General features: G+C 68.1%; 6 protein-coding genes and 1 pseudogene. 1 reads left to right on the top strand and 6 read right to left on the bottom strand.

What is annotated here, in order from left to right; all coding sequences use genetic code 11:
* Positions 1 to 85: 85 nt before the first annotated feature.
* Complete coding sequence (gene pks2, locus G6N58_RS24765) at positions 86 to 6,361, top strand: sulfolipid-1 biosynthesis phthioceranic/hydroxyphthioceranic acid synthase (RefSeq protein ID WP_264036573.1); 6,276 nt, start codon at positions 86 to 88, stop codon at positions 6,359 to 6,361.
* 2 nt (positions 6,362 to 6,363) lie between these two features.
* On the opposite strand, the gene G6N58_RS24770 is transcribed toward pks2, so the two are convergent.
* The 6 genes and pseudogenes from G6N58_RS24770 to G6N58_RS24795 all read right to left on the bottom strand — a co-directional run bounded on the left by G6N58_RS24770 (position 6,364) and on the right by G6N58_RS24795 (position 26,656).
* On the bottom strand, positions 6,364 to 7,038 hold the full coding sequence (locus G6N58_RS24770) for a methyltransferase family protein (protein ID WP_435406185.1): 675 nt from the start codon (positions 7,036 to 7,038) through the stop codon (positions 6,364 to 6,366).
* Positions 7,035 to 7,982, bottom strand: coding sequence for a metal-dependent hydrolase (locus G6N58_RS24775; protein ID WP_115281124.1), 948 nt, complete (start codon positions 7,980 to 7,982; stop codon positions 7,035 to 7,037). The genes G6N58_RS24770 and G6N58_RS24775 overlap by 4 nt, the downstream gene beginning before the upstream one ends.
* A complete protein-coding gene (locus G6N58_RS31370) occupies positions 7,979 to 8,332 on the bottom strand; it encodes a phosphopantetheine-binding protein (protein WP_435406380.1) in 354 nt (117 codons plus the stop codon). Before G6N58_RS31370 ends, G6N58_RS24775 begins: the two co-directional genes overlap by 4 nt.
* Positions 8,333 to 8,338: 6 nt before the next feature.
* Positions 8,339 to 24,989 (bottom strand): annotated as a pseudogene (locus G6N58_RS24780) (amino acid adenylation domain-containing protein); the annotation flags it as partial.
* Positions 24,990 to 25,010: 21 nt separating this feature from the next.
* On the bottom strand, positions 25,011 to 25,241 hold the full coding sequence (locus G6N58_RS24790) for an MbtH family protein (protein WP_115281121.1): 231 nt from the start codon (positions 25,239 to 25,241) through the stop codon (positions 25,011 to 25,013).
* 137 nt (positions 25,242 to 25,378) lie between these two features.
* Entirely contained in the window at positions 25,379 to 26,656 is a 1,278-nt protein-coding gene (locus tag G6N58_RS24795; RefSeq protein ID WP_115281120.1) for a glycosyltransferase, read from the bottom strand.
* Between the last annotated feature and the right edge of the window lie 12 nt (positions 26,657 to 26,668).

The raw sequence follows: 26,668 nt of genomic DNA on the forward strand, positions 1-26,668 counted from the left end.
GGACTCCAGCGCGTGAGTCGGACGGCGGGAAGCGTCGCTGTCGTGAGGAGTCGGGTTGGTGTCGATCGATGCGGTCGGTGGTCCGGTGGAGCTCCGCGAAGCGGTGGACCCGCACGTCACGGCAGGCACCGCTGTCGCCGTCATCGGCATGGGTTGCCGGCTGCCGCGCGGTATCGACTCCCCCGAAGCGTTCTGGGCGGCGTTGCTGCGCGGCGACGATCTGGTCACCGATGTGCCTTCGGAGCGCTGGAATTCCGACGACTTCTACGACCCCGAACCCGGAGTGCCCGGCCGAACCCGATCGCGGTGGGGTGCTTTCCTCGACGACGTCACCGGATTCGACCCCGACTTCTTCGGCCTCAACGAGCAGGAAGCAGCGGCCATGGATCCGCAGCACCGGCTCCTGCTGGAGACCTCGTGGGAGGCGATGGAACACGCCGGCCTGACGCCGACGGCCGTGTCCGGGTCCCGCACCGGCGTCTTCACCGGCCTCACCCACTACGACTACCAGATGATCAACGGCGCATCGGAGGCGATGCAGGGCCCATATGGCTTTCAGGGCAACACCTTTGCGATGGCCCCCGGACGCATCGCCCACCTGCTGGGACTGCACGGCCCCGCGGTGGCGGTCGACACCGCCTGCTCGTCCGGACTGATGGCCGTACACCTGGCGTGCCGCAGCTTGGCCGATGGCGAGAGCGACATGGCCTTCGCCGGCGGCGCCTACGTGATGCTGGACCCCCGCAAGTACGTCGCCGGTACTGCTGCCGGTCACCTGTCCCCCACCGGACGCTGCCGGGCGTTCGACGCGGCCGCCGACGGGTACGTCAGCGGTGAGGGCGCCGCGGTGTTCCTGCTCAAGCGCCTGACGGACGCGGTGGCCGCCGGTGATCGGATCCTGGCCGTGCTGCGCGGATCGGCGGCCAATCAGGACGGCCACACCGTCAACATCTCCACACCGTCGGTCACCGCGCAGAGCGCCGTCTACCGCCGCGCCCTGGCCGCCGCCGGCGTGGACCCGGCCACAGTCGGCATGGTCGAGGCGCACGGGCCCGGCACTCCGGTGGGCGATCCCATCGAGTACACCAGTCTGAGCACGGTCTACGGCACCGCCGGCCCCTGCGCACTGACGTCGGTGAAGACGAACCTCGGCCACGCCCAATCCGCGTCCGGAGCGCTCGGCCTCGTCAAGGCCGTCCTCGCTGTGCAGCACGCCACAGTGCCGCAGAACCTGCACTTCACCCACCTGCCGAAAGCCCTGGCCGGCATCGAGACCAATCTGTTTGTGCCACAGACCAACACGGCATGGCCCGGTGATCCCGACCAGCCCCGCCGCGCCGCGGTGTCCTCCTACGGTGTCTCGGGCACCAACGTGCACGCCATCGTCGAACAGGCCCCGGCGTCCGCGCCTTCGCGCACGGACACCCCTGCCGGCGCGCTGCTGTTCCCGCTGTCGGCCGGCACGCCCGAGGACCTGCGCCGCAGCGCGGGCCGGCTGGCGGACTGGGTGACGGCACACGACGACGTGCACCTGTCCGACCTGGGCTACACCCTGGCCCGCAGGCGGGTGTTCCACCCCGTGCGCACCGCGGTCATCGCAGCCACCCGATCCGAGCTCGGCCACCGGCTGCGGGAGATCGCGGCCGCAGAGCTGCCGTATCCGGCCGCGGTGGGCGCAGATGACCGGGGACCGGTCTGGGTGTTCTCCGGTCAGGGTTCGCAATGGGAAGCGATGGGCGCGGATCTGCTTGCGACCGAGCCGGTTTTCGCTGCCACCATCGCGCAACTGGAGCCGCTGATCGCCGCGGAGTCGGGATTCTCCGTCACCGCAGCGCTGACTGCTCCCGAGGTGGTGACCGGTATCGACCGGATCCAGCCCAGTGTGTTCGCCATGCAGGTGGGATTGGCCGCCGCCCTGCGGTCCCACGGTATCCACCCTGCCGCGGTGATCGGTCATTCCATGGGGGAAACGGCCGCGGCGGCGGTGTCCGGCGCGCTGTCGCTCGAGGACGCGGTCCGCGTGATCTGCCGGCGCTCGCGGCTGATGGCGCGGATCTCCGGATCGGGGACCATGGCCGCCGTGGATCTGCCTGCCAAACAGGTACTTTCGGAACTCACCATCAACGGCATCAAGGATGTGGTGGTGGCGGTGGTGGCGTCACCGCAGTCCACGGTGATCGGTGGAGCTACTGCAACGGTGCAGCAGCTGGTGCAGTCCTGGGAGCAGCGTGACGTCATGGCACGTCCGGTCGCTGTGGACGTGGCCTCCCATTCCCCGCAGGTCGATCCGATCCTGCCCGAGCTCACCGAGGCGCTGGCCGATGTCGTCGCGCGGACACCCGAGCTCCCCTTCTACACCGCCACCGGGTTTGATCCCCGCGAACAGCCGGTGTGCGACGCCAAGTACTGGGTGCGCAATCTGCGTAACACCGTCCGCTTCGCCGCTGCGGTGCGGGCCGCGCTGGAGGACGGCTTCCGGGTGTTCGCCGAACTCGCCCCGCACCCCTTGCTCATCCACGCCGTCGAACAGACCGCTGCCGGCATCGACGCCCCGCTGGCGATGCCGGCCGTCCTGCGCCGTGGGGTGGAGCTGCCCCAGGGCCTGCGCGGTGTGGTCGCCGATCTGCACGCAGCGGGCGCAGCAGTGGATTTCGCCGCGATGTACCCGCACGGGCACCTGGTGGACGCGCCGCTGCCCACCTGGTCACGGCGCCCGCTACGGCTCGCGCCAACCGCTGACGGCGCTGCCACCCGGGGCGGGCGCAACCTGGCGGTCCATCCTCTCCTGGGTCCGCATGTGCCGTTGCACGAAGAGCCCCGGCGTCACGTCTGGCGGTCCGAGCTCGGCACCACCGCCTCACCGTGGCTCGCCGACCACTGCGTCCGTGACGTGCCCGTGCTGCCCGCCGCCGCGTACTGCGAAATGGCAGTGTCGGCAGCCCGGACGGTCTTCGGACCGGGAGCGGAGGCGACCGACCTGCGATTCGATCGGGCACTGTTGCTCGACGGACACATCGAAGCCGGTGTCTCGGCCACGGACTCCGGCCCGGATACGGCGGACTTCTGCGTCGAGTCCGAGCAGAACGGCGAACGTATCCGCCATGCCGGCGCCGTGTTGCGCCGCTGTGGTGCGGAAGCTCCTGCCCGCTACGACATCGCAGCGCTGCGCGGTGCACACCCCCACACGGTCGACGGCGCCGACGTGCGCGCCGGGCTGGCGGCGCGCGGCGTCCGCTATGGCGCCGCCTTCACCGGACTCGCGGTCGCCCATGTCGGGGAGGGCGCCACCGGTTCGGTTCTGGCCGAAGTCGCGCTGCCGGGCCGGCTGCGCGCACAATCGGCCGGCTACGGCGTGCATCCGGCGCTGCTGGACGCGTGTTTTCAGACCATCGGCGCCAGCTTGCACGTACGCGCGCTCGGCGGCGACGTGCTGGGACTGCCGCTGACCGTACGCCGGATCCAGACCTTCGACCAGACCCGCACCGCGCAGTTCTGCTACACCCGGGTCACCGCTGTCGACGGCACCGGTGTCGAAGCTGATCTCGACCTCCTCGATCACGACGGGGTGGTGCTGCTGCGGGTGCAGGGACTGTGGTGCGGCTCCGCCACCTCCGGAGACAGTCACCGTGACAGGGTGCTGGCCGAGCGGCTGCTGACCGTGCAATGGCACCCACGTCAACCGCCTTCGGGCACCGGCGCGCAGACCTGGCTGCTGGTGGACACTGCCGACACCGTGAGCGCCACCGCCACCGACCTGGCCGGCGCCCTGCAGGATCTCGGCGGGACGGGCTCACTCCTGAACTGGCCCCGCGGCGGTGATCACGGGCAGTGCACCGCGCGGTTCACCGAACTCCTGCGCACCGGCGGGGTCGCCGGTGTCGCCGTCTTGACGGCGGACGACGATGATGACCCAGCATTCTCGCCGCAGTCCGGGCGGGACACCGTGGCCCATCTCATCCGCGTCGCCCGTGAACTGACCGGGCTACCGGGTGAGCTGCCTGCGCTGGCGGTGCTCAGCCGCCATGCCCAGACGGTGCTGCCGGGCGACGGGATCGACCTGTCCCAGGGCGGGCTGCGGGGGCTGATCCGGGTGATCGGGGTCGAGCATCCCCACCTGCGTGTGCACCACATCGATCTCGACTTCACCACGGCACCCGCACTGGTGGCCGCCGAGTTGCTCAGCGACTCCCCCGAAGACGAAACAGCGTGGCGGGACGGCAACTGGTACGCCGCACGCCTGCAGAGTTCCCCGCTGCGTCCCGATGAGCGGCACCACGTCGTGGTCGACCATCAGCGCGACGCGATGCGACTGCAGATCCGCAACCCCGGTGACCTCCAGACATTGGAACCCGTTGCACTCCAGCGGATGTCACCGGGCCCCGGCCAGATCGAGGTGGCAGTCACCGTCTCGAGCATCAACTTCGCCGACGTGCTGGTGGCCATGGGTCTGTTCCCCAGCATTGACGGCGAACTCCCCGAGTTGGGCATGGACTACGCGGGGGTGGTCACCGCCGTCGGCCCCGGCGTCGCCCACCTGAGCGTCGGTGACCGGGTGGGTGGTTTTTCACCGAACGGGTGCTGGGGGACTTTCGTGGCCTGTGACGCCGACCTCGCTGTTGCGCTGCCCGACCACCTGTCCGACCACGCCGCCGCCGCCGTGGCCACCGCCACCGCCACCGCGTGGTACGGCCTGCACACCCAGGCCCGCATCACTGCCGAGGACAAGGTGCTCATCCACTCGGCCACCGGCGGGGTGGGCCAGGCTGCCATCGCCATCGCCCGCGCCGCCGGGGCACAGATCTTCGCCACCGCGGGTAGCGAGTCACGGCGACAGATGTTGCGCGACATGGGTATCGATCATGTCTACGACTCACGCAGCACGGAGTTCGCCGACCAGATCCGCCGCGACACCGCCGGCTACGGGGTGGACATCGTGCTCAACTCGCTGACCGGGGCTGCGCAGCGCGCCGGTCTCGAGCTGCTGGCCGACGGCGGACGATTCGTCGAGATCGGCAAGCGCGATGTCTACGGCAACACCCGGCTGGGCCTGTTCCCGTTCCGGCGCAACCTCACGTTCTTCTATCTGGATCTGGCTCTGATGTCACGCAGCCATCCGCGGCGGGTGGCCGAACTGCTGCGCACCGTCTTCCGCCTCGCCGCCGCCGGCGAGCTACCGCCCACCCAGTTCACCGTCCACCCCCTCACCGATGCCGCGCAGGCCATCCGAACCATGGGCGCCGCACAACACACCGGCAAGTTGTTGCTCGAGGTCGGGCGCACCGCAACCACATCGGCGGTGGTCGAACCCGCTGCAGCACCGGTGTTCCGCAGCGACGGCGCTTACCTGGTGACCGGTGGCCTCGGGGGTCTCGGTCTGTTCTTCGCCGAGAAGCTGGTCGCGGCGGGTTGTGGTCGCATCGTGCTCACGTCCCGTTCGCAACCGAGCATCAGGGACCTGGAAACCATCGAGATGATCCGGGAGATGGGCGGCGACGTGCAGGTGTACTGCGGCGATATCACCCGGCCCGACACCGTAGAGGGCATGCTCGCGGTCGCGACCGCGACCGGGCTCCCGGTCCGGGGCGTCCTACACGCGGCCGCGGTGGTCGACGATGCCATGCTGGGCAGCATCACCGACGAGCTGCTGGAGCGCGACTGGGCGCCGAAGGTGCACGGCGCGTGGAACCTGCACGTCGGCACCAGCGCAGCGCCGCTGGACTGGTTCTGCTGCTTCTCCTCCGCCGCCGCCCTGGTGGGCTCCCCCGGGCAGGGCGCCTACGCGGCGGCCAACAGCTGGCTGGACGGTTTCACCCGCTGGCGCCGAGCCGCGGGCCTGCCCGCGACCTCGATCGCCTGGGGAGCGTGGGGGCAGATCGGGCGGGCCACCGACTTCGCCGAGAACCACGGCGCAGCCATCGATCCGGAGGACGGCGCCCACGCTTTCGACGCGCTGCTGCGCCACGACCGTTCCTATACGGGATATTCACCGATGCTCGGCAGTTCCTGGCTGACGGCCTTCGCGGCGCGCAGCCCGTTCGCGGAGGCTTTCCGCGCAGAAACCCGCAGCGGCGCAGACAACACCGGGCTTCGTGATGAGCTCGGACGGCTGGCGCCCGAGGAACGACCGGGCCGGATCCGCAGGCTGATCTCCGAGCAGATCAACGTGATCCTGCGTCGCAGCGTGGATCCCGACCGCCCGTTGTCGGAATACGGGGTGGATTCCCTCGGTGCACTGGAACTGCGCACCCGGATCGAGGCCGAGACCGGGGTGCGGCTCGCATCCGGTGATCTCGCCGTGGGCACCGTCCGTGGTCTGGCCGAACTCCTGTGCGAAAAGCTGGTGGCCTCAGACGTGGGCTGAGGTCACCACAGACACGGCAACAGGCGGTAGCGCACCCGGCGGCTGTAGGCGCAGTAGCCGGCGAGTTCGTCTCGCAGCAGCGTCTCCTCGTCACGAATCCGGGAGACCAGCACCAGGACACCGGGTGCCACGAACAGCAGCGCCCAATAGGAACCGAGCGCCGGCGGCGTGCCCACCAGCATCAGCACGTTACCGAAGTACATGGGGTGGCGCACCACCGCATACAGACCGGTGGATACCACCTGCTGACCGGCCTCCACCTGCACGGTGGTGGAGGCGTAGGTGTTCTGCACCGCCACCAGCACCACCATCGCGAGCCCGGCGGCCACCACCGCCGCACCGAGCACGCTCACCGCTGCCGGCACCGACGACCAGCCGAAGCGGTGGTCGAGCGCGCTCACCACACACATCGCAGCCAACGACCCGTACAGCACCGCCATCACGACCTTCTGCACGGTCCTGGCTTCGGCCACCGGACCACCGCGCATCCGTCGTTGCAACGCAGCAGGTCTGGCCATCTGGACGTACACGCTCGGCAGCCACGCCGCGCAGGCGAACACCGCCAGGAACATCCAGGCCTGCCAGTAGTGAACAGTCCAGGACGGCAGGAACAGCGCGCCGGCGATGGCGACGAACTGAACGAACCCTGCGAGGGCAACGCTGCCCACTGCTTTCACGAGTCTCCCCGCTGTGCTCTGGTGTACCACCGCGTCACGTCCTGCCCGGCGTCGTAGCGCGCCAACCATTCGGCAGCCAGCGCGGGGAGGTCCTGGTACTGGGGGTTGTGCCCGGGGAACTGGCTGCGCAGCACCCCGTATGCGGCGGCGAGTTTCTCCCGCAACCGCACGTGCGGGTAGACCCTTCCCACGGGCCCGTAGTCCGGCACGTGAAGTCCGAGGAGGCCGCAGACTCTCGGAAAGTGCTTCGCTGCAGCCTTTTTCCAGCCCGGACCGCCCGACATGGAGGTGGCATCAACCAGGCGGTGGGTCAACGGCACCAGCCGGTTGAAGTCATCGGCGGCCTGCGCCATCACCGCCCCGGCGTGGGCGAACACCGACGGGGCCACGCGCAGGCGGTACCACCGGTCGGCCACCACCGCGTCGTAGATGAGCAGCGCCGAGCTACGGTGCTCGATCTCCTCCACAAAATGCCACAGGAACAGCGATGCCACCCGGTCGTCACCGCCGGCGAAGAGGGTGTCGGCGTTGTCGAGCATCAGTTTGAAGGAGGGGGTGAAGGTCGCCTCGACATCGGCGGTGTAGGCCAGCCGGTACTTCAGTGGTGTGGTCGCCACGAGCCGGTCGTAGGAGGCGATCACGTCGCTGAAGGTCTGCGCCAGCGCGGGGTGGCCGGCGATCAGCGCCTTGACATGCTGACGGTGGGCCAGACTGTGTTGCGCCTCCTGGCGCATGAAGGTCCGCGCTTCCTGCGCGACCGCCGGTTCGGCGATCAGTGGCAATGCCTCGGTGACGGTGGCGACGATCATCTTCTCGAATCCGATGGCCAGGAATGACAGTGCATTGGCCGCACTCGAGAACGCCGGATTGTGCTGGTTCCAGGCGAACGGAACCGCCGGGTCGGAGAATCCGAAACGCATCTTGCGCACCGACAGCTCGGTCACGGCCGTTCCCGGCCACCGGATTCGGGACTGCCGACCTGCCGGCTCAGACCGTGCACGGTGGGGGTCTGCAGCACCGCCGCAACGGTCAATTGGCAACCGAGTGCCTCGTTGATGAGCCCCACCAGCCGCAACGCCGACAGTGAGTCGCCACCCAGGGCGAAGAACGCGTCGTCGATGCCGACCCGCTGGATCTCGAGAACCTGCGTGTAGAGCTCGGCGAGGCGCTGCTCGACCGCAGTGGTCGGGGCGCGGTACTCCGGCGCCGGTGGTGCCTGCGGCGGCCGCGGCGGTGTCCAGGGCCCGGGCGGCAGCTGCGCCGGCTGCAGGGGCTGCACCGGATCGGCCACCATAGCGGTCAGCGTCTGCGTGAACCCGTCGAGCAGTGCTGCGACACTCTCCGCGTCGAACACGTCGGTGCGGTATTGGACGCGTAGCTCCACCTGATCCCCGGGCACCGCCTGCACCGTCAGCGGGTAGTGATAGGTGTCCTTGGCTGTGATGTCCGTGATGGTCAGACCGGCGGCGCTGTGCGCGGTGTCCGCCGGGTAGTTCTCGTAGACGAACGCGGTATCGAACAATCGGGAATGTCCGGTGGCGCGCTGGATTTCGCCCAGCCCGAGGTGTTCGTGCTCGAGTGTCTGGTTGCGGCGGTGATGCAACTGGGTGAGCAGTTCGACGGTGCTGGTGGTGGGGCTGAAGGTGGCTCGCACCGGAACGGTGTTGATCAGCAGGCCCACCATGGCGTCGGCGCCGGGCAGGTCGTCGGGCCTGCCGGACACCACGGCGCCGAAGGCCACCTCGGAGTGTCCGGTCAGCGAGCGGAGCAGGTGTGCGAAAGCGGCCTGCAGGACAGTGCTGACGGTGGTGCGGCAGGCACGCGCGAGCTCGACGACCGCGCGGGTGGTCTGCTCGGACACCCTTGTGGAGGTGACGTGACGCGGACCCACCTCGAGAGGATCCTGTGGCCCGACCAGGGTGGGTGTATCGAAGCCGGAGAGCGCCTGTGTCCACGCCTGCCGGGCCGCGGTGATGTCGCGCTCGGCGAGCCAGCTCAGGAATCTGCGATAGGGCACGGGGGCGGGTAGCCGCTGGCCGTAGTACCCGGCGAAGACCTCGGCCAGCAGCACCGGCAGCGACCAACCGTCCAGCAGCAGGTGATGGTTGGTCAGCACGAAGCGGTGCCGGTCCGGCGCGATCCGCAGCAGAGCTGCCCGGATCAGCATCTCCTCCGCCGAGTCGCACACCGCATTGCGTTCCGCTGCGCAGAGTTTGGCGATCTGCTCGTCGAGGTCGAAGTCATGGCCGGTGAGATCGAGATACTGCCAGGGCACCTCGGGTTGCGCCGGGACCACCTGGACCGGTTCGCCGAAGCGGGTGCAGAACGTGGCGGCCAGATTGGGGTGCCGTTGCAGGGTGGCCTGGATGGCCTCCCTCATGCGGTGCTGGTCGAGGTGTCCGTTCACGGTGATCTCCAGCTGGACGGCGTACACGTCGTCGCCGGAGGTGCGGCCCAGCTCGGCGTGGAACAGCAGCCCCTGCTGCAGCGGTGTCAGGGGCAGGATGTCAGCCACCTGCTGCCGGCTGCAGAGGTCGTCGATCTGGTGTTGGGTCAACCGCGCCGGTGCAATGTCCGAAGGGGTCAGTCCCCCGCCGCCCCCGCGCACGTGGGCGCAGATCCCGGCCAGGGCGTCGAACCACAGCTGGCTGAGTCGGTTCACTTCGGCGTGGCCCAGCGCCGACGGCGCCCAGGTCCAGCCGGCTCGCAGCCGTGGGCCGGCGTCGGTGTCGACGGTGCCCGCGTTCAGTTCGACGGTGTGCATCAGCGGCATCGGGATGGCGGCCGCGGCACCGGTCACCGCCCACCCGTCGGGGCGGATCTCCCAGATGTCGCCGGACACGTCTGTCGCACCCGCACCGAGCCGGCCGAGGTAGTTGAAGCCGATCACCGGGTCGGGTCCGTCGAGGTCGACGTCGTCGTTGAGGTAACGCAGCAGTCCGTAGGTCAGCCCGTCCGGTTGGGCGCGCAGTTGTTCCTTGAGGTTCTTGATCACCGACCCCAGACCTGCACCCCCGGTACTCACCTGCGTCCAATCCAGATTGCTGATGTTCAGTGCCACCGGGTATTTGGTGGTGAACCAGCCCACGGTGCGGGACAAGTCGATGTCGTCACCCAGCCCGGGGAGATCGTCGTGGCGACCGTGGCCTTCGGCGTCGATGACCAGCGAGCCGGTGCCCAGGAATTCGCGCAGTGCCATCGCGTAGGCGATCATCAGGATGTCGTTGATGCCGGTGTGGAAGGCGGCCGGGACCTCACCCAAGAGCAGCCGGGTGGTCTCCACATCCAGCTCCACCGACAGGCTCCCTGCGGTGGCGTAGGTATCGGTGGCGGGAGAGACCGCCGGCAGGGGCACGGGTAGCGCCCTGGTCTGCTGCCAGTGCGGGGTTTGGGCAAGCACCTCGGGTCGGCGGGCGTATTCGGTGAGCAGCGCGGCCCAGCGGGCGAAGGACGTGCCAGGTTCCGGAAGGACGATCGGTTGCCCGCTGGATCGCTGGGCCCAGGCCAGGTTGATGTCTTCGAGCAGAATGCGCCAGGACACCCCGTCGACCACCAGGTGATGGGCGATCACCACCAACTGCCCCACCACCGGTACCCACAATGCACTGACCATCACCCCCGCCGCGGGATCCAGCCGCGCCCGCGCCCGGGCCACCACCTCAGCAGAGAGCGAATCAACCGTCTGCAGACACGACCCGGCATCCACCGCACCGACCTCGGCCACGGTCAACACCCAAGCACCACCGTCGGATTCATCAACCCGCAACCGCAACATCGGATGCCGATTCAGCACCGCCTGCAACACCGCCACCACGTCGGAGCGGGTAACACCGACGGGCGCCTGAATGACGACCGTCTGGTTGAACTCGTCGATCGGCCCGGCGACCTGGCGCAGCCAACCGATGATGGGAATGGCGGTCACGGCGCCGGTTCCGTCGTCGGCTACCACGTCGACCACCCCGGTGACGCGAGCCAGTCGCGCCAATCCTTCGACGGTCTGCTCGACAAAAAGATCTTTGGGTCGGCATCGCACCCCGGCGGCCCGGGCCCGTGCGACCACCTGCATCGACAAGATACTGTCCCCACCCAACTCAAAAAACGACTCGTCGACCCCCACCCGCGCCACACCCAACACCTGCGCAAAAATCCCCGCCAGAATCTCCTCCACCGCATCAGCAGGCCCCCGATATCCCTCGGCACTCTGATACTGCGGCACCGGCAACGCCCGGCGATCCAACTTCCCATTCACCGTCAACGGCATCGCCTCGACCACCACCACCGCCGAAGGCACCATGTACTCCGGCAACCGAGCAGCCACCGCCGCGCGCACCACCGCGGGATCAACAGCACCCGTCACATACCCGACCAACCGCCGATCCCCCGGACGGTCCTCCCGCACCACCACCTCAGCCTGCTCAACCCCAGCCACATCACTGAGCGCCGCCACAATCTCACCGAGCTCGATCCGATAACCGCGGATCTTGACCTGCTCATCAGCACGCCCCAGATACCGCAACTGCCCATCCCCACCCCAACACACCACATCACCGGTGCGATACATCCGCGCACCCACCCCACCGAACGGACACGCCACAAACCGACCCGACGTCAACCCCGCCCGACCCACATACCCATCCGCCAACCCCACACCCGCCACATACAACTCCCCCGCAACCCCCACCGGCACCCGACGCAGGGCCGTGTCCAACACGAAGAAGCTCAAGTGCGCCAGGGGAATTCCGATGGGGCTGACCAGCTGTGCGGTATCGGCGGTGGTGATCTCGCGCAGCGACGCGTGCACCGTCGTCTCCGTGATCCCATACATGTTCAACAACCGCGGCGAATCCGGGTGAGCCCCCACCCACGCTGACAACCGCTGCGGTTCCAGCGCTTCACCGCCGAACACCACCGCCTCCAACGCCAGCCGCGAACCCACCTCCGGCATCGCAGCATCAGCGGCCTGCAGCGCATAAAACGCCGACGGAGTCTGACTCAACACCGACACACGCTCAGAAACCAAAACCTCCAGCAGATCCTCCGGCGAGCGCACCACCTCATCCGCGACCACCACCACCCGACCACCGAACAGCAACGCCCCCCAGATCTCCCACACCGAAAAATCAAACGCCAACGAATGACACTGCGACCAGACGTGTTCGGCCAGACCCATCTCCCGGTCCAACGTCTCCAACAGTCCCAACACATTCCGATGCGGAACCGCCACCCCCTTCGGCGTACCCGTCGTCCCCGATGTATAGATCACATACGCCGTGTCAGCAGAATCCACCACCGGCAACACCCCCACCGGATCCCGTTCATCAAATCCAGCGATATCGAGCACCACGGCACCACACCCCGACAACGACGACACCCACTCACCAGTGGTCACCACCACCACCGGAGCCGCATCCGCCACCACAAAATCCCGCCGCGCCACCGGCACCGCCGGATCCACCGGCACATACGCGCCGCCTGCCTTCAGCACCCCCACCAACGCCACCACCGCATCCGCAGACCGCGGCAACACCAACCCCACCCGATCACCCCGACGCACACCACAACCAACCAACCGCCACGCCAACCGATCCGACGCCTCATCCAACTCCCGATACGACAACGTGGCGCCGTCGAACGTCACGGCCGCGGCACCGGGATCGAGCCGCACCACCGACCCGAACACCGACACCAGAGAGCCACCCCCCCAAGCCCCCGCCGGAGCCAACCCCGCCCGATTACCCCACATATCAAGGCGAGCCCGCTCCTGCTTGTCCAGGAAGTTCAGCGCGGACAGCTTTTGGGATACGTCGGCGACCATGGCACTGATGACGCGTCTCAGCCGCTCAACCAGATCGGTGATGCGTGCTTCGTCGTAGACGTCGGTGCGGAACTCGACGGCGCCGGCGATCCCGGCGGCGGTATCACCGTCCCAGCGTTCCGCCAGCGTGAACGTGATGTCCATCCGGGCGGTCGCGGTGTCCACCGGTATCGGAGTGACCTGCAGATCACCCAGTGTCAGCCCGGCGGTGGCGCTGTCCTGCCAGTCGAAGTTTTGCCATGCCAACATCACCTGCACCAGCGGGTGGTGGGTCAGGCTCCGGGCGGGTTTGAGTCGCTCGACCAGCACCTCGAAGGGGACGTCCTGGTGCTCATAGGCGGCCAGGCTGCGGCGGCGCACCTGGTCCAGGAGATCAGCGATGCTGGGATTGCCGGAGAGATCGACGCGCAGCACCAAGGTGTTGACGAAGAACCCCACCAGCTCGTCGAGTGCGGCTTCCCCGCGTCCGGCAATGGGAAAGCCGAGGGCGACATCGGTTTCCGCGCTCAGGTGTGACAGCAGGATTGCCAGCGCGGTCTGGATGACCATGAAAGGGGTGGCGTTGTGCGCGCGGGCCAGCGCCGTCACCGCCTGGTGCAGGTCGGCCGGCCAGTCGACCTCCAAGCGGGCGCCCCGCAGGTCGGACACCGCCGGGTACGGTCGATCGGTCGGAAGCTGCAACCGGTCTGGCATTCCGGCCAGCGCACGCTGCCAATAATCGAGTTGCGCACAGATCCGGCTCCCGGGGTCGGACAGCTCGCCCAGCCGCTCACGCTGCCAGAGGGTGTAATCCGCGTAGTGCACGCCCAGCGGGCTCCACGGAGGTTTCTCTCCGGCGTTGCGGTGACGATAGGCCACACCCAGATCGCGGACCAGCGGCGTGACCGACCAGCCGTCGGCGGCGATGTGATGGACGACGGCCACCAGCACGTGGTCGTCGTCGTGGAGCCGGAAGAGCGTTGCCCGCATCGGAATGTCGTTCTCGAGCTGGAACTCGTGGCGGGCTGCGGTGTCGACGGCCGCGCGCAGGCGGCTCTCGGACCAGCCGCCGGCATCCACCAGGGCCCAGCCGAAATCGGCGCCGGCGGTGGGCACAACGACCTGATGCGGGACGCCGTCGGCGGCGGGGAACACTGTGCGCAGGCTCTCGTGCCGGTCCAGCACGTCACCGAGGGCGGCCCCCAGGGCGGCGGTGTCCAGCGCTCCGTGCAGGCGCAGCGCCACCGCGATGTTGTAGGTGGCCGACGGTCCCTGGAATTGGTCGATGAACCACAACCGGCTCTGCGCGAACGACAACGGGACACGCTCAGGTCGGGCCATCGCGACCAGCGCCGCCGCCGAGGTGTCCTGTCCACCGATGCGCAGCGCCAGCTGTGCCACGGTGGGAGCCTCGAACACGGTGCGCACCGCGATGTCGGCACCCAGCCCGGCGTTCACGGCCGCAATCAGCCGCATGGCCGACAGGGAGTCGCCGCCCAGGTCGAAGAAGGAGTCGTCGGCGCCCACCCGCCCGATACCGAGGATGTCGCCGTAGATGTCCGCCAGGTGCATCTCGGCGGCGGTCGAGGGTGCGCGGTAGTGCCGGTCGCCGCGGTGGTCCGGTGCCGGCAGCGCCCCCCTGTCGAGTTTGCCGCCGACCGTCAGTGGCACCGCCTGCAGCGTGATGACCGCGGTGGGCACCAGATACGCCGGGAGCTGGGCGGCCAGCGCTGCCCGTGCTGCCGCCGGGTCCGCCGGGCCGGTGATGTATCCGACCAGGCGGTGATCGCCGGGGCGGTCTTCGCGGACGATCACCACTGCCTGCTCCACCCCGTCGACGGCGGCCAGAGCAGCCTGGACTTCGGCGGGTTCGATGCGGTGGCCGCGGATCTTGACCTGCTCGTCGGCCCGCCCGAGGTAGTCCAGCTGACCGTCGCTGCGCCACCGCACCAGATCTCCTGTGCGGTACATCCGCTCACCTGGCACGCCGAACGGTGACGCCACGAAGCGGGACGCGGTCAGCGTGGTGCGTCCCACATATCCGACGGCCACGCCACGCCCGGCGACGTACAGCTCCCCGACCACCCCTCGTGGGACGGGGCGCAGACGCTCGTCGAGCACAAACAGCGCGGTCGTCGGGACCGGTCTTCCGATGGGGGCGACACCGGACGCGGCCGAGCCGCTGCGCAGGTGATCACTCATCGAGGCATAGACGGTGGCCTCGGTCGGACCGTAGGCGTTGACGAGCACGCGCCCGGGCGCCCACCGGTCCACGATGTCGGCCGGGCACGCTTCGCCGCCGAGCAGTACCGCCACCCGGTCCAGTCGTTCGGCAGGCAATGCGGTCACCGCCGAGGGCGTCTGGGTCAAAACCGTGACCTGCTCTGCGATCAGCAGACCGAGGAACTCGCCGGGTGAGCGGACCACGTCGTCCGGCACCACCACCAACCGGCCACCACCGAGCAAGGCGGCCCAGATCTCCCACACCGAGAAGTCGAACGCATAGGAGTGGCACTGTGTCCAGACCTGCGGGTGCGGCAGGCCTGCGGGCGGGGAGTCGGCCAGGTGGGCGAGGTTGCGATGTGACACCGCAACCCCTTTCGGGGTGCCGGTGGTACCCGAGGTGTAGATCAGGTAGGCGATCTCGTCGGCGCTGGCGCAGTGCTCCGGGGCGTCGGGGCGCAAGCCGGCGGCAGCGATGTCGAGCACTGCGCCACCGAACCCGGCGACCCGGGGGCGCAGGTCTGCGCTGGTGATCACCGCGCTGGGCGCGGCGTCGGTCAGCAGGAACTCGATGCGGCTGTCGGGCAGCGCCGGGTCGACAGCGAGGTAGGCAGCGCCGATCTTCAGGGCGGCCAGCATGGCGGTCACCGCGGGGACGGATCGGGGCGCCAGTAGGGCCACCCGGTCGCCGGGTCGAACTCCGGATTCGGACAAGCTGTGCGCCAGTTGGTTTGCCTGCTCGTCGAGCTCGCGGTAGGTGATCGAGCGGTCCGTGTCGGTGACCGCCACCGCGTCGGGATGCCGTATCACCCGCGCGGCGAACAGTTCCGGAACGGTCACCGCCGCCGGGGCTGTCGCCAGTGCGGCTCTGTTGCCGAGGTCATCGAGTCGGCTGCGCTCGGATTCGGTGAGCACCTCCACCGTCGAGAGGCGGCGGGCGGGGTTGGCGGTCATGAGGTCCAAGACCCGCCGTAGCCGCTCCATCAGGGTCTCGATGCCCGCCGGGTCGAAGACGTCGGTGCGATACTCCACCATGCCGGCGATGCCGGTTGCGATGCCGTCCTGGGTGCGACGTTCGTTGAAGGTGATCGCGAGATCCACCCTGGCGGTGCCGGTTTCGAGTGGTAATTGGGTGATCTGTAGATCGCCCAGCGCCACCGCGATCTCGTCGCTGGTCTCCCCGGGCAGGTTGCGCCAGCCCAGCATCACCTGAACCAACGGGTGGTGGGTCAATGACCGGGTGGGGTTGAGCCGCTCGACCACCACCTCGAACGGCACGTCCTGGTTTTCGTAGGCCGCCAGGCTGCGGGACCGAACCTGGGCCAGCAATTCGGCTACCGTTGGGTCACCGCTGACGTCGACGCGGAGTACCAGGGTGTTGACGAAGAATCCGATGAGGTCATCAAGAGCCGGGTCACGCCGGCCGCCGATCGGAAAGCCGACTGCCACATCGGTGGTGGACGCGAGCCGGCCCAGCAGGACGGCCAATGCCGCCTGCACCAGCATGAAACTGGTGGCGTGGTGGTGGTGGGCCACCTGCGCGATCCGCTCCTGCAGCTCGACCGGCCAGTGCACGGCGATGCTGGCCCCGCGCTGGTCGGCCACTGGCGGGTAGGGACGGTCGGTCGGCAGCTCCAGCCGGTCCGGCATCCCGGCCAGTGTGTCCTGCCAGTAGGCGAGTTGCCGGGCGATCAGACTGTCGGGGTCGTCCAGTGCGCCGAACTGATGGCGCTGCCACAAGGTGTAGTCGACGTACTGGACCGGCAGTTCGGTCCACGCGGGGGCGATCCCCATGCACCGGCACAGGTAGGCGATACCGAGATCGCGCACCATCGGCGCCGCGGAGAGCCCGTCGGCCGCAATGTGGTGCGCCACACTGACCACCACGTGATCGTCGGCTGCGATTCGGAACAACCTGGCGTGCAACGGGATCTCGTGAGCCAGGTCGAAGGCATGCTGGGCCACCTCGGCGACCGCACGGTCCAGTTGTTCCTGCGACCAGCCGGCGGCATCGACGATCTCCCACCCGATGTCGGCCTCATCGGGAGGCACCACCCTTTGTTGTGGGTTGCCGTCGGGGGCGACGAACACGGTACGTAGGCTTTCGTGACGCCCAACGACATCGAGCATCGCCGCGCCCAGCGCCTCGGCGTTGAGAGTGCCCTTCAGGCGCAGGCCCACCGGCATGTTGTACATCGGTGAGGGGCCTTGCAGCTGGTCGAGGAACCACAGCCGGTGCTGGGAGAAGGACAGCGGGATCACCTCGGGCCGCGGTACGGCGCGCAAGGGCTGCAGTTGGTGTCCGCCGCCGCCGATCCGGGTGGCCAGCTGCGCCACGGTGGGGGCGTCGAACAGTGTGCGTACCGTCAGCCCCGCGTCCAGCGCGGCGTTGACCGCCGCGACCAGCCGCATCGCGGACAGGGAGTCACCGCCGAGGTCGAAGAACGACTGGTCGGCGCTCACGCGGTCCACGCCGAGTACCCGTGCGACGATGCCGGCGAGGATCTCTTCGACCGCGGTCACCGGCGCCCGATACGAGCCGGCATCGCCGAACTCGGGCGCGGGTAAGGCCCGGCGGTCGAGTTTGCCGTTCACAGTCAGCGGCAATCTGTCGATCACCAGTACCGCAGCGGGCACCATGTATTCGGGCAGCCGCCGGGCCAGCGAGGCGCGCAGGACACCCGGGTCCGCCGCGCCCACAACGTAACCCACCAGGCGCTTGTCGCCGGGGCGGTCTTCACGGACCACGACGACGGCCTGGTCCACCCCGTCCATGCCGTCCAGAGCTGCCCGGATCTCACCCAGCTCTATTCGGTAGCCGCGGAGCTTGACCTGTTCATCGGCTCGCCCCGCGTACCGCAGTTCGCCATCGGCTCCCCACCACACCAGGTCCCCGGTGCGGTACATCCGGGTTCCCGGTTCGGTGGCGAACGGGCATGCCACGAACCTGGTGGAGGTGAGCCCGGCGCGGCGCCAATAGCCTGCTCCTGCACCGGTTCCCGCGACGTAGAGATCGCCGATGACGCCGGGTGCAACCGGGCGCAGCCAGTGGTCCAACACGAAGAATGCATAACTCGGCAGCGGTAGACCGACCGGACTGAGATCGGATTCGGCATCGATGTCGGCGTCGACGATCTCGCGAAACGACGCGTGCACGGTGGTCTCGGTGGTGCCGTACAGATTGAACAACCTGGGTAGGGCCGGGTGATGTTGTCGCCATGTGCGCAGGCGTTGCGGTTCGAGCGCCTCACCGGCGAAGACCACCGCCTGTAACGCCACAGCGCTGCCGTGGTCGGAGGTCAGCGCGTCGGCCGTCTGCAGCGCGTAGAACGCCGATGGGGTTTGGCTGAGCACCGTGACCTTCTCTTTGGCCAGCAGCGCGTGAAAATCCTCGGGTGCGCGGGCCACCGGTTCGGGCACCACCACCAGACGTCCGCCGTAGAGCAGGGCGCCCCAGATCTCACACACCGAGACGTCGAAGGCAAGCGAGTGCCACTGCGACCACACGTGCTGCGCCAGCGGCATGCGGGAGTCCATGGCCTCCAGGAGGCGAGTCACGTTCTGGTGGGTGATCGCGACGCCCTTGGGGGTGCCGGTGGTGCCCGAGGTGTAGATCAGGTAGGCGATGTCGTCGGGTTCCGGGGTGGGCAGGACGGCGGTGGATCGCAACCCGACGACATCCTGCAGCACACTGATGTCGATGACGGGCAGCTCGCCGCCGTCGAGGCGGCCGGCCAGGGCCGAGGTCGTGATGGCCAGGGTGGGAGCGGCGTCACCGAGGACGAACTCGCGGCGCGCGGCCGGCACCGCGGGGTCGATGGGCACGTACGCCGCGCCGGCTTTGAGCACTGCAAGGATCGCGACGATGGCGTCGGCCGATCGGGGCAGCAGCAGTGCCACCCGCTGTCCCCGCTGCAGGCCATGATCGATCAGCAACTGGGCCAACAGGTTCGAGGACTCGTCGAGCTGCTGATACGTCCAGGACCCGTCGGCTCCGGTGACCGCTACCGCGTTGGGGCACTGTCGCGCCTGCTGGCCGAAACGGGCGGGAACAGACGCGGGTGCGGTAGTGGGTGCGGAGAGGGCCTGGCGGTTGCCCCAGTGGTCCAGACGGTCCCGCTCGAGCGGGCCCAGGACGTCGATCTGCGAGAGCACCTGCCCGGGGCCGTCGGCCATGCCCTCGAGCAGCCGGGTGAACCGCGCCATGGTGGCGGTGATGCCGGCGGAGTCAAGGATCTCGGTGTCGAATTCGACCCGCAGTGTCAGACCGTCGCCGGGGATGGCCTGGACAGCAAGCGGGTAGTGGTTGTACTCACGGTGGGTGACGTCGGTGACCATCAGGCCGTCGGTCCCGGTCAGCCGGGCCGGGTCCATCGGGTAGTTCTCGTAGACGAAGAACGCGTCGAACAGTCGGTCGTGCCCGGTGACGCGGTGGATCTCGCTCAGCGCCAGGTGGTGGTGGTCCAGGGTGGCGGTGTAGGCGTTCTTCAGCTGACCCAACAGCTCACCGACGGTGGTCCGCGGCGTCGCCGTCGCGCGCACCGGCACGGTGTTGATCAGCAGGCCCACCATGGATTCCGCGCCCGGTACCTCCTGTGGCCGGCCGGAGACCGTGGTACCGAACACGACATCGCTGTGCCCGGTCAGGGTCATCAACAGCGCGGCGAAGGCGCCCTGGAGCACGGTGCTGACGGTGGTGTGGCACGTTCGCGCCAGTTCCCCCAGTGCGTCGGTGACGGCGTGGGGTACCTGCACGTGCAGGACATCGCGGCGCCCGGCGGCGCCGTGGGAGGCTGCCCCGAGCAAGGTCGGGCTGTCGAGGCCACCGAGCACCTGCGCCCACGCCGCGCGCGCCGCCTCCAGGTCGCGACGTCCCAGCCAGTCGACGAACCTGCGGTACGGCGGTGCCGGCGGCAGCCGCTGGCCGTAGTACCCGGCGAACACTTCACCCAGCAGGATCGGCAGGGACCAGCCGTCGAGCACGATGTGGTGGTTGGTCATCAGCAGCCGGTGCTGGTCGGTCGCGGTGCGGATCAGCGTTGCACGGACCGGCGCTCGATCGCCGAGGTCGCACACCGCAGCGCGTTCGGCTGCACAGACCTCGGCGATCCGGTCCTCGGCGTCCGCCCCGGTGATCTCGAGGTACTGCCAGGGCAACACCGGGTCCCCGGGAATGATCTGGACCGGTTCGGCGAACTTTCCCGAGAACCGGGCCGCCAGATGCGGGTGCCGCGCCAGAACGGCCTCCACAGCGTGGCGGAGTCGTTCGGGGTCCAACGGACCGGATAGACAGATACTCAACTGCACTGCGTACAGATCGTCTCCGCCGGAGTCGGTCTGGGCGTGGAACAGCAGCCCCTGCTGCAAGGGAGTCAGGGGCAGGACGTCAGCTATCCGCATACTGCCGCTGCAGCTCGTCGATCTGCTGCTGACTCAGACCGGCGCCGATGTCGGAGGGGGTCAGTCCCCCGCCGCCCCCGTGGACGTGGGCGCAGATCCCGGCCAGGGCGTCGAACCACAGCTGGCTGAGTCGGTTCACTTCGGCGTGGCCCAGCGCCGACGGCGCCCAGGTCCAGCCGGCTCGCAGCCGTGGGCCGGCGTCGGTGTCGACGGTGCCCGCGTTCAGTTCGACGGTGTGCATCAGCGGCATCGGGATGGCGGCCGCGGCACCGGTCACCGCCCACCCGTCGGGGCGGATCTCCCAGATGTCACCGGACACGTCTGTCGCACCCGCACCGAGCCGACCGAGGTAGTTGAAGCCGATCACCGGGTCGGGTCCGTCGAGGTCGACGTCGTCGTTGAGGTAGCGCAGCAGTCCGTAGGTCAGCCCGTCCGGTTGGGCGCGCAGTTGCTCCTTGAGGTTCTTGATCACCGACCCCAGGCCTGCACCCCCGGTACTCACCTGCGTCCAATCCAGATCGATGATGTTCAGCGCCACCGGGTATTTCGTGGTGAACCAGCCCACGGTGCGGGACAAGTCGATGTCGTCACCCAGCCCGGGGAGATCGTCGTGGCGACCGTGGCCTTCGGCGTCGATGAGCACCGAGCCGGTGCCCAGGAATTCGCGCAGTGCCATCGCGTAGGCGATCATCAGGATGTCGTTGATGCCGGTGTGGAAGGCGGCCGGGACCTCACCCAAGAGCAGCCGGGTGGTCTCCACATCCAGTTCCACCGACAAGCTGCCAGCGTTGGCGTGCGTATCCACCGCAGGTTGCGTGCTGGGCAGCACGGGCGGCACCGCGAGGACCCTGCGCCAGTGCGTCGCCTGCTCGACCACTTCGGGATGGCGGGCGTATTCGGCGAGCAGCGCGGCCCAGCGGGTGAAGGACGTGCCAGGTTCCGGAAGGACGATCGGTTGCCCGCTGGATCGCTGGGCCCAGGCCAGGTTGATGTCTTCGAGCAGGATGCGCCAGGACACCCCGTCGACCACCAGGTGATGGGCGATCACCACCAACTGCCCCACCACCGGTACCCACAGTGCACTGACCATGACCCCCGCCGCGGGATCCAGCCGCGCCCGCGCCCGGGCCACCACCTCAGCAGAGAGCGAATCAACCGTCTGCAGACACGACCCGGCATCAACCGCACCGACCTCGGCCACGGTCAACACCCAAGCACCACCGTCGGATTCATCAACCCGCAACCGCAACATCGGATGCCGATCCAGCACCGCCTGCAAGACCGCGAGGACGTCTGCTTCATCCACGGTTGCAGGTGCGTCGAGCACCACGGTCTGGTTGAACTCGTCGACCGGCCCCGGCACCTCGCGCAGCCATCGCATGATGGGGGTGGCGAGCAGCGAGCCGGTTCCGTCGTCACCGGCGTCGCCGTGACTGTCGGACACCACGGCCACCCGGGCCAACCTGGCAACGGTCTGCTCGACGAAGACGTCTTTGGGTCGGCATCGCACCCCGGCGGCCCGGGCCCGTGCGACCACCTGCATCGACAAGATACTGTCCCCACCCAACTCGAAAAACGACTCGTCGACCCCCACCCGCGCCACACCCAACACCTGCGCAAAAATCCCCGCCAGAATCTCCTCCACCGCATCAGCAGGCCCCCGATATCCCTCGGCACTCTGATACTGCGGCACCGGCAACGCCCGCCGATCCAACTTCCCATTCACCGTCAACGGCATCGCCTCGACCACCACCACCGCCGAAGGCACCATGTACTCCGGCAACCGAGCAGCCACCGCCGCGCGCACCACCGCAGGATCAACAGCACCCGTCACATACCCGACCAACCGCCGATCCCCCGGACGGTCCTCCCGCACCACCACCTCAGCCTGCTCAACCCCAGCCACATCACTGAGCGCCGCCACAATCTCACCGAGCTCGATCCGATAACCGCGGATCTTGACCTGCTCATCCGAACGCCCCAGATACCGCAACTGCCCATCCACACCCCAACACACCACATCGCCGGTGCGATACATCCGAGCACCCACCGGACCGAACGGACACGCCACAAACCGACCCGACGTCAACCCCGCCCGACCCACATACCCATCCGCCAACCCCACACCCGCCACATACAACTCCCCCGCAACCCCCACCGGCACCGGCCGCAACCAGCCGTCAAGAACAAAAAAAGCCAAATGCCGCAAAGGAACACCAATGGGGCTGACCGCACTCGCCGCATCCGCGGCAACGATCTGGCGCAGCGACGCGTGCACCGTCGTCTCCGTGATCCCATACATGTTCAACAGTCGCGGCGAATCGGGGCGCCCGGCGAACCAGCGTCGAAGTCGCCGCGGCTCCAGCGCTTCGCCGCCGAACACGACCGACTCGAGGGCAAGGCGTTCCCTGTCTCCGCCGGCGTCCTGCAGTGCGTAGAACGCCGACGGAGTCTGACTCAACACCGACACACGCTCAGAAACCAGAACCTCCAGCAGATCCTCCGGCGAGCGCACCACCTCATCCGCGACCACCACCACCCGACCACCGAACAGCAACGCCCCCCAGATCTCCCACACCGAAAAATCAAACGCCAACGAATGACACTGCGACCAGACGTGTTCGGCCAGACCCATCTCCCGGTCCAACGTCTCCAACAGTCCCAACACATTCCGATGCGGAACCGCCACCCCCTTCGGCGTACCCGTCGTCCCCGATGTATAGATCACATACGCCGTGTCAGCAGAATCCACCGCCGGCAATGTCACAGCTGGGGACGACCCCCCGGAATCGGCGACGTCGAAGACCTCGATAGCACACCCGGACATCGACGGCGCCAATTCAGCAGTGGTCACCACCACCACCGGAGCGGCATCAGCCACCACAAAATCCCGCCGCGCCGCAGGCACCGCCGGATCGATCGGCACGTAGGCGCCGCCCGCCTTCAGAATGGCCAGCAGTGCCACCACCGCCTCGGCCGACCGTGGCAACACCAACGCCACCCGATCACCTCGACACACGCCCCGATCAACCAGCCTGCGGGCCAACCGATCCGACGCCTCATCCAACTCGCCATACGTCATCGCAGCGCCGTCGAACGTCACGGCTGCCGCGTCGGCGTCGAACCGCACCACCGACTGAAACACCGATACCAGAGAGTCGCCGTCCGAAGCTGTCAGCGAGGCCAGCCCCGCTCGATTGCCCCACACATCGAGCGCAGTCAGTTCGTCGGCAGCGAGGACGTCGATGGTGGACACCCGGCGGGCGGGGTCCGCGGTCATGGCAACCAGGACCCGTTGCAGCCGTTGGGCCAACTCACCGGTGTCGCAACCGGAGAACAGCTGGCCGGCGCCGAGAGTACTGAGCTGCAACTCCTCGCCCACGGCGTAGAAGATGATCCCGAAGCCGCCGACAAAGCCGGAGTTGGTCATCGACGCTGACGTGGACACTCCCGCGAACTCCAAGGAAAACGCCAGCGGGAAGAAGTCGACCACCACCCGCTTCGGTGACCATGCCGGGTCGTGGGCGTGCGCTCGGCGCTCCAGCGCATGCACCGGGAAACGCTGGTGCTGCAGGGTTTCCCGGATTCTCTGGTCGACATGCGCACAGAATGCCTGGACAGTTGCCCAGGGCTGCGCGTCGATCACCAGGGGCACCACACCTGCGGTCATGCCCGGTAGCGTCTTCGATATCGGTTCGGTACGCCGGCTGACCGGGAAGTCCAGCACCAGATCGGTGCCGTGGGTGCATTGCGCCCGGGCCATCAGCGCGCACGCCGCGGTGAGCACAGATGACCGAGGAATGTTCCAGACGTTCGCCAGGTCGTCCACTCGCCGGATCACCGAGGGGTCCAGGCGGACAGGCATTGATTGCCAACTCGGATCACGTTCTACAGAGCCGTCTTTCGCGGGTTGCGCGTTGTTGTCGACAGGCAGGTGCCGGGTCCAGTACGCCTCGTCGGATCGGAAGTCCGGGGAGTCCTCGTATGCCGACTCGATGTCCACCAGGTCCTGCAGCGACCCGAAGAAGTGCGCAGGGATCGGCTCACCGGTGACCAGCGCGGAGTACACCGCAGCTACCCTGTTGCCGATCAGTCCGATTCCGGCGGCGTCGATGACGATGTGATGAAAACAGCAGAACAGCTGGAATTCGGCAGCACCAGTCTGGAACAGGCCGAATCGAAAAAGCGGACCGGACAGCGGCATCGGGGTGCGCTGAATCTCCACGGCGGCCAGATGGGCATCGCCAACCGGGTCCGCCGCCGACGTCAGGTCCCGGACGTCGAGCTCGATGCTCGGGTAGTCGACGACGCGTTGCATCACCCGGCCGTCCACCTCGCAGATCGAGACGCGCACCGGCTCGGCCTCGTGGATGACACGGTGGATTGCCCATTCCAGGGCCTCCCGGTCGAGGTGGCCCTCGAACTTCACCAGCAGACCGATCTGCCAGTCCGTACCCGAATGGCCGGTTTCCTGCGCCAGCCAGATGTCGAGTTGCGCGCGTGTCAGTGGCCGCGCGTGTGCATCACAGTCCATGGATCCCCCGACCCGGTTGTCTCACCTGTTGCGAGCTCCGTCCGTTGCCAGCCTGTCGCGCAGACTCTTCGGTCGGATGTCGGTCCAGTTCTCTTCGATGTATTCGAGGCAACTCGCACGGTCGGTCTCGCCGTGCACGATGTGCCACCCGGGCGGTACCTCAGCAAACACCGGCCACAGGCTGTGCTGGTCTTCGTCGTTGCGCAGCACATAAAAGCGACCAGTCTCGTCGTCGAACGGGTTGTTACTCACATTTCTCCAGAGCGCCTGTTAATCGGCTGGAACACGTTCTAGAAAGTACTTCGCCGCAGGGACGCGTGTCCCGAAGTTGGGTGTGACGCGCATCACATTTCACCTGTCATCACCGCGAGCATTGATTTTCAGCAACATCAATGTAAAGTTCGCCCGGCGCGCGCCAGGTCTTCCAGCAGGTCCGCGGCAGCGGCAGCGCTCTCGGCCGGCGCGGTGATCCGGGCGGCCAGTGCACGCGCCCGCGCGCCGTAGTCGGCACCCAGGATGGTCCGCAGGTCCGCCACCAGTGACTGCTCGTCGGCGGTCGAGAACCGCCGCGCGGTGCCGACCCCCAACCGCCTGACAGCAGCACCGTAGATCGCGTGCACCATGTCCCAGTACAAGATCGCCTGGGGCACCCCAGCACGCATCGCCACCGGCGTGGTTCCCGAGCCGCCGTGATGGACCACAGCCCGACACCGCGGAAAGACAGTGGCATAGTTCATGGTTCCGGCCACCAGGACATGATCGGGATGTGGCAGGGCGCCGAAGTCGGTTCCGGCAGCACCGATCACCGCACGCTGACCGAGCTCGGCGCACGCGGCACTGATCATGGCGATGGTATCCGCCGGCGATTCGACAGGGATGCTGCCGAATCCGAAGAAGATGGGTGGCGGCCCCGATGCAATCCACGCTTCGATCTCGGTGTCGGCCGAGGTGGGCAACTCCAATGTCAATGTGCCCACGAAGGGGCGTTGCACCGGGCGCCTCCGCGCCGCCCACTCCTGCGCCAGACCCGGAAAGCACGCCGCATCATAGGCCTGGATCTCCGTCGCGCCACTGTCGGTGATCCGCCGCGGCGCCGAACCCCGCGATGTGGGCAAGCCCAGCTGCCGCCGTTGTGCGTCTTCCACCTTCTTGGTGCCGCGCCACGATACCCACCAGAAGCCCGCCACCACAGCGCGGCCCAGCCGCGGGGGCAGCATCGGCACGATCCGTCCGTTGGGTCGCAGGGGGAAATAGTGCAACGTTGCCAGCGGAAGGCCGTAGCGTTCCGCGACATTGGCGGCGGCGTCTTCGAAGTTGATGCCGGAGAACACCAGATCGGCACCGTCAGCAATGTCCACCAGGGCCGCACTCATCTCCTGCCACCCCCGCAGCAACGGGCCCGCGATCTCGAGCCGAGCCCGTATCAGCGTCCGCAGGCACCAGGGACGGCGAAACAGACAGGTCCAGAATTCGCGATGCGCGTCGAGGATCGCCCCGGATTCCGGTCCGAACGGCACTGCCCTGGGTCCCGCGGCTTCGGCGAACGCCACCAGGTCCGGCGGCACTGCCATCACCACCTCATGACCCCGGCGAACCAGTTCGCGTGCGGCGGCGAGGTTGGGTTCGATATCGCCGCGGCTACCCCAGGTTGCGACAACAAATTTCACCGGCGCACCCGC

The organism is Mycolicibacterium tokaiense (genome assembly GCF_010725885.1).
Taxonomy (GTDB): domain Bacteria; phylum Actinomycetota; class Actinomycetes; order Mycobacteriales; family Mycobacteriaceae; genus Mycobacterium; species Mycobacterium tokaiense.